This is a genomic window from Brachyspira pilosicoli (assembly GCF_019402445.1).
In the GTDB taxonomy this organism is placed as follows: domain Bacteria; phylum Spirochaetota; class Brachyspiria; order Brachyspirales; family Brachyspiraceae; genus Brachyspira; species Brachyspira pilosicoli_B.
Window position 1 is genome coordinate 1 of the sequence record NZ_SRZM01000306.1, and the last position, 6,208, is coordinate 6,208.

Consider the following 6,208-nt stretch of genomic DNA (forward strand, 5'->3'; position numbering starts at 1 on the left):
TTATAATATATCGTATAATTTTTTATTAAATCTTATATATTTATTTATGAATTTTTATATACATATAAGAAAAAATTACTATACTTATATGTATGAAATTATTTTAGGAGAATATTTATGGAAGAGTCTATCAAAAAAGGCAAAAAAGACTATTTGCTGATAAAACTGTTTATAGGAATAGTTGTAGGAATTCTAATAGGTACATATTCTAATGAAGGTTTAATCAATGTAATACAATCTATAAAATATGTACTTAATCAAGTGATATCGTTTATGGTTCCTCTAATAGTATTAGGATTTATTGCCCCTGCTATAACAAGAATGGGTAATAAGGCTAATAAGATGTTGGGAGTTATGCTTGCTTTGGCTTATTTCTCTTCTGTTGGTGCTGCTTTATTTTCTACTGTTGCAGGATATGCTATAATACCTAATTTGAATATAGCTTCTAATGTTGCAGGTGGAAAAGAGTTGCCTGAAATAATATTTAAATTAGATATTAACCCTGTATTTCCAGTAATTACTGCATTATTTTTAGCAATATGCGGAGGGGTGGCAGTTGTAAAAACTAAATCACAGTATTTTGAAAACTTATTAGATGAGCTTAATAATATAATATTATTTTTGGTTAATACTGTAGTAGTACCTATATTGCCATTTTATATTGGAAGTACATTTGCTACCTTAGCTTATGAGGGTACAGTTATTAAAAGCATACCAATATTTTTAATAATCATACTTATAGCAATAGTAGGACACTTTATATGGCTTACATTATTATATACTATAGCTGGTATTGTATCAAAGAAAAATCCTGCAAGAGTATTTAAGCATTATGGACCTGCTTATCTTACTGCTGTTGGTACTATGTCATCTGCTGCTACTTTACCTGTTGCATTAAAATGTGCAAGTAAGTCTGATGCTTTAGATAAAGACATTGTTGATTTTGCTATACCAATGGGTTCAACTATACACTTATGTGGTTCTGTATTAACTGAAACTTTCTTTGTTATGACTATATCTAAAATACTATATGGAAGCTTGCCTCCTGTTGGAACTATGATTTTATTTGTAATATTACTCGGTATATTTGCTGTAGGGGCTCCTGGTGTTCCTGGAGGTACTGTTGTTGCTTCTTTGGGTATTATTATATCTGTACTTGGTTTTAATGATGATGGTACTGCTTTGATACTTGCTATATTTGCTTTACAAGATAGTTTTGGTACTGCTTGTAATGTTACAGGAGATGGTGCTTTAGCTTTAATACTTCAAGGCATATTTAGAAAGAGTAGTTAAATTATTAATTTATAATATAAAAGAGGCTTAAATGAATATTTGGGTCTCTTTTTTATGTATTAAAAATTTTTCTTTAACCCCCGCCCTCTAGATTCATATGCTTATTTAGAATATTTAATTTTTATTAATCTTGTTACTTATTTAAAAAAGCACGCCCGCCCAAGTTGTTTTTTTAATTTAAAATATATTTAACCGCACGGTAAAGCAAATTTTAAATATAATAAAATTAATAATATAATTTTTATTATATACGAGTGATTGTTTAGCGTGCGTTAGATAGGTTAAAATTTATATATTAGAAACTTTTTATAAAATACAGCCCTCTAGGTTATATGCTTTATTTATAATATTTAGTTTTATTAATTTTCTTGCTTATTTAAAAAAGCACACCCGCCCAAGTTGTTTTTAAATTTAAAAAATATATTCACGCACGGTAAGCAAAATTTAAAATATAATTAAATTAACAATATAATTCTTATAATATACAAGTGACTGCTCACCGTGCGTTAAAAAACTATAAATTTAAATTCTATAAAAAAATTATATGAACAAAAAAGGGCAGCTTCTATTAGAAACTACCCTCTATATTAATTTAATTATAAATAATTTTGTTTAAGCAACAGCCTCTTTTTTAATTTTAGTCTTGTAGAACCAATCAACAAATACAGCAATAGCATTATCTCCAGAAACATTAGCAGCAGTACCAAAAGAGTCTTGAGTTAAGTATAAAGCAATCATCAAACCTTGCAATTCTTCTCCAGTGATACCAATCATATAGAAGAAAGGCAAAGCACTCATAACAGCACCACCAGGAGCACCAGGAGCAGCAACCATAGCAATACCTAACATAAGTATGAAAGGAAGTATTGAGCTATAAGTTGGGTTTTGACCAAGTATGAGTATAACAGCAGTAGAACAGCAAGTTAAAGTAATCATAGAACCAGCTAAGTGTATAGTAGCACAAAGCGGTATAACAAAATTTCTAATTTGCTCACTAACACCATTTTTTTCGGCAGCTATTAAGCTAACAGGTATAGTAGCAGCACTACTTTGAGTACCTACTGCAGTGAAATAAGGTGGAATTTGGTTTTTAATAAGCATTAAAGGAGATTTTTTTCCTATAATTCCAGATATTACAAATAAAGCAGTGATATAAAGTATATGTAAAGTAATAACAACAGCAAATACTTTACCAAATATTACAAGTATATGTTGTATACTACCAGCATAAGCTAAATTAGCAAAAGTACCTAAAATGTGTATAGGTAATAAAGGTATTATTATATTTTTAAGAACAGCCTGTATAACCTCTTCAGAATCTCTTACTATAGAAAATAATTCTTCTCCTTGTTTTTTAGGTCTGAGCATTGTAATACCAATACCAAGTATAAAAGCAAATACTACAGCAGATGTAACATCAAATAAAGGTTTAAGAGGTATAGAAAAATAACTATCTAAACCAGATTCTATCTTTACACTGCTTAAAGCAGCAGAACCTAAAAGGGTAGGGAAAAGATTTGAAGCTACTAAAAAAGCTATACTTCCCGCTAATAGTGTAGAACCATAAGATATAGCTACAGTAATTCCAATAAGTTTAGAAGCACCCTCTGTAAGGCTAGCAATACCGTATCCTATAAAAGCAACTATCATAAGAGGTATAATAAAGTTTAAAAATAAACTAAATATAGAACTGAAAGTTACAAATATTCTTACTACAGGACCAGGAAGATACATGCCTACTAAAATACCTAGAATTATACCAATGATAATTCTAGGCAGCAAACCAATTTTTTTCATTTTAAAACTCCATAAGTAAGTGTTATGAGTACAGTATAGAAAATTTTTTTTATACAATCAATTAATTATTTTACTAAAAGTTTTATTTTTGGTTTTTATCTTTCTGTATTATTATATGTGTAATACATTTTCTACATATTGTAAATAGTAATAAAAAAACTACGATATAAGAAATTATACCGTAGTTTTTATATGTTTTATTTAATTATTTTATAATTTATTACTCTTCACTTTTCTTTTTTCTGCTAGGAGAAGATATTTTTTTATTAATAGAAGAAGTTTTCTTAGAAGATTTTTCATCTTTAAGAGGTTTTATAGGAGTAGAAAATACTTCATCTTTAACACTCTTTACTTCTCCATCTTGATAAGCAGAAGGGTCTTCAAGTTCATCTGTACCTCTTTTAGGGTCTTTACCAGCATAAACTAACTTGTCTTTTACTCTATCAAGTTTAACTTCACATATTCTTTCAATATCTTCTATGTCAAGAGATTCTTTTTCAAATAACTCTCTAGATAATGCTTCAAATTTATCAGCATTTTCAGCTATTAATTTTTTAGTTCTTTCATAAGCTTTTATTACAAACTTATGTACTTCCTCATCAATTTTTTGAGCAGTTTCTTCACTATAGTCTTTGTGGCGTGCAATTTCTTTACCCAAGAATATAGGCTGTTCTTTTTGACCGAAAGCAATAGGACCAAGCTTACTCATACCCCATTCACAAACCATTCTTCTAGCAAGTTCAGTAACTCTCTCTATATCATTAGAAGCACCAGTAGTAACAGAATCTTCACCAAACTTAAACTCTTCAGCAACACGTCCTCCAAGAAGTAAAGACATTTCATCAATAGCCTTTTTTCTCTGAAGTGTATATCTTCCGTCTGAAGGAAGCGTCCAAGTAGCACCTAAACTTCTTCCGCGAGGTACAATTGTTACTTTATGTAAAGCATCGGTATTTTGAAGAAGCACTGCCATTAAAGTGTGTCCAGCCTCGTGGTAAGCAGTATTAAGCTTTTCTTTTTCGCTTATAAGAATGCTTCTTCTCTCAGGACCCATCATAACCTTATCACGAGCCTCTTCAAAATCTTTAAGTTCAACTCTTTCCTTGTCATTTCTAGCAGCAATTAAAGCAGCCTCATTAACCATATTAGCAATATCAGCACCAGAAAAACCAGGAGTAGCTCTAGCTAAATGATACAAATCTATAGAAGGGTCATGCTGTATTTTAGCAACATGCACTTTAAATATTCCCTCTCTTCCCTTAACATCAGGTAAATCAACAACAACCTGTCTGTCAAATCTTCCCGGACGAAGCAATGCAGGGTCAAGTACATCAGGTCTGTTAGTAGCAGCAAATATGATTATTCTAGTGTCAGTATTAAAACCGTCCATTTCAACAAGCATTTGGTTTAGAGTTTGCTCTCTTTCATCATGACCGCCACCGTATCCAGCTCCTCTAGTTCTACCAACAGCATCAAGCTCATCTATAAATATAATACAAGGAGCAGACCTCTTACCTTGTTCAAATAAATCTCTCACCCTTGAAGCACCCACACCTACAAACATCTCAACAAACTCAGAACCAGACATACTAAAGAAAGGTACATTAGCCTCACCTGCAACGGCCTTAGCAAGCAAAGTTTTACCAGTACCCGGAGGGCCTACTAATAATACTCCCTTTGGTATTTTAGCACCAAGTCTAGTGAATTTACTAGCATCTTTTAAGAATTGAACAACCTCTTGAAGCTCTTCTTTAGCCTCTTTACAGCCCTCAACATCTTTAAATGTTACTTTTACATCTTCTTTTGTTAGAAGTCTTGCTCTGCTTTTTCCAAAGTTCATAGCTCTGTTATTTGAACCTTGAACCTGTCTAAACATAAAAAACCAAAGTAAAAATCCTATAGCAAGTATAGGGAGTAAGTTTACAAGTATTATACTAAAATAACTAGGTTTTTCTGCTTCTCCACGAACCTTTACATTATTCTCTATAAGGAAATCTGCAAAACCGCTTGCAGTAAAAGGTATATAAGAATAAAAATCTATCTCTGTAATTTTACCATTAACAGTTTCTACAGCTTTACCATTTTTTATGTATTGGTCAACTATAGTAACTTCTTTAACAACACCATCTTTTACTTTTTGTACAACTGTAGAATAATCCCATTCCTGAGCCTTAACTTGAGGTGTTTTCTGAAAATACATTATTGCCATTACTACTACCATTGTAAGAAGCAATATTATAATAATCTGATTTCCGCCACCACTTTGAGGAATGTTGTTTCTTCTATTCATGTTCTTTTTTTTATTGTTAGCCATATATTCTCCAAAAAAATCTCTTTTTTATATTTATTCTAAAGGTATATCTAAAATAGTACCATAACTATTAAAACATTTTGATGCAAGTGAATCTACGCCTCCTCCTCTTCTAAGATAGCTATTAATAACTTTACCGTCTTTTCTAGCTAAATCAGGATATTTTAAATTTATATAGCCTTCAACAAGCCCTTTACTCGTAGAGGCATGTACATAAGTTACAGTTCCTTCTTCTCTATCTACATCAACAACTATTCCAGCATGTGTAAGTTTTTTTGTATCTGATGTAGTTCTGTCAAACATCACTATATCGCCAATATTCGGCATACCATTATTATATATCTTCTTATATCTTGAAAGTGTTGAATATATTGTTTTCACGCCGCTTGAATCCATTATAGCTTGTTTTTCAAATACTGCTATATTAGAACTCCAATAAACAGCAGTTACAAAACCAGAACAATCAAAATTGAATTTTTTCTTCTCTTTTGTAGTTGGGTGAGTTAATTCAACTCTTTCATTATATTTATAGTGCTTTTGCAAATAAAAGTTAGCCCACTTTTTTATATCTTCTCTAACTTTATCTTTTTGTTTATCATCAATTTCTACGCCATTTTCATCTAAATATGATTGATAATTTTTATCATAACCATAATTTTGTGCAAATGAATAGCTTGAAAACATTAAAGCAATTAATATACTAATAAAAAAATGCATAATTCCTCTAATTAAAAAATAATTTTATAAAATATTTACAAAAAGTCAAGGTACTTTATTTAATACAAAATCGGATTTTTACCTATAAAT

4 protein-coding genes are annotated in these 6,208 nt (G+C 30.5%); 1 reads left to right on the forward strand and 3 read right to left on the reverse strand.

What is annotated here, in order from left to right; genetic code table 11:
• The first annotated feature begins 117 nt into the window (after window positions 1–117).
• Complete coding sequence (locus tag E6A48_RS09515) at window positions 118–1,293, forward strand: dicarboxylate/amino acid:cation symporter (RefSeq protein ID WP_219709979.1); 1,176 nt, start codon at window positions 118–120, stop codon at window positions 1,291–1,293.
• Between the two features lie 612 nt (window positions 1,294–1,905).
• On the opposite strand, the gene E6A48_RS09520 is transcribed toward E6A48_RS09515, so the two are convergent.
• From E6A48_RS09520 to E6A48_RS09530, 3 genes are all read right to left on the reverse strand, one after another.
• Entirely contained in the window at window positions 1,906–3,090 is a 1,185-nt protein-coding gene (locus tag E6A48_RS09520) for a cation:dicarboxylate symporter family transporter (protein WP_219709980.1), read from the reverse strand.
• A gap of 220 nt (window positions 3,091–3,310) precedes the next feature.
• Entirely contained in the window at window positions 3,311–5,404 is a 2,094-nt protein-coding gene (gene ftsH / locus E6A48_RS09525; RefSeq protein WP_219709981.1) for an ATP-dependent zinc metalloprotease FtsH, read from the reverse strand.
• A 30-nt stretch (window positions 5,405–5,434) separates the two neighbouring features.
• Window positions 5,435–6,118 (reverse strand): NlpC/P60 family protein, encoded by a 684-nt coding sequence (locus E6A48_RS09530; RefSeq protein ID WP_219709982.1) that lies wholly within the window; start codon window positions 6,116–6,118, stop codon window positions 5,435–5,437.
• Between the last annotated feature and the right edge of the window lie 90 nt (window positions 6,119–6,208).

What these genes read in the sequence shown, in the direction of transcription:
- E6A48_RS09515 (WP_219709979.1), top strand. Translation starts at nt 118, where the DNA reads ATGGAAGAGTCTATCAAAAAAGGCAAAAAAGACTATTTGCTGATAAAA.
- ftsH (WP_219709981.1), bottom strand. Translation starts at nt 5,404, where the DNA reads ATGGCTAACAATAAAAAAAAGAACATGAATAGAAGAAACAACATTCCT.
- E6A48_RS09530 (WP_219709982.1), bottom strand. Translation starts at nt 6,118, where the DNA reads ATGCATTTTTTTATTAGTATATTAATTGCTTTAATGTTTTCAAGCTAT.
- E6A48_RS09520 (WP_219709980.1), bottom strand. Translation starts at nt 3,090, where the DNA reads ATGAAAAAAATTGGTTTGCTGCCTAGAATTATCATTGGTATAATTCTA.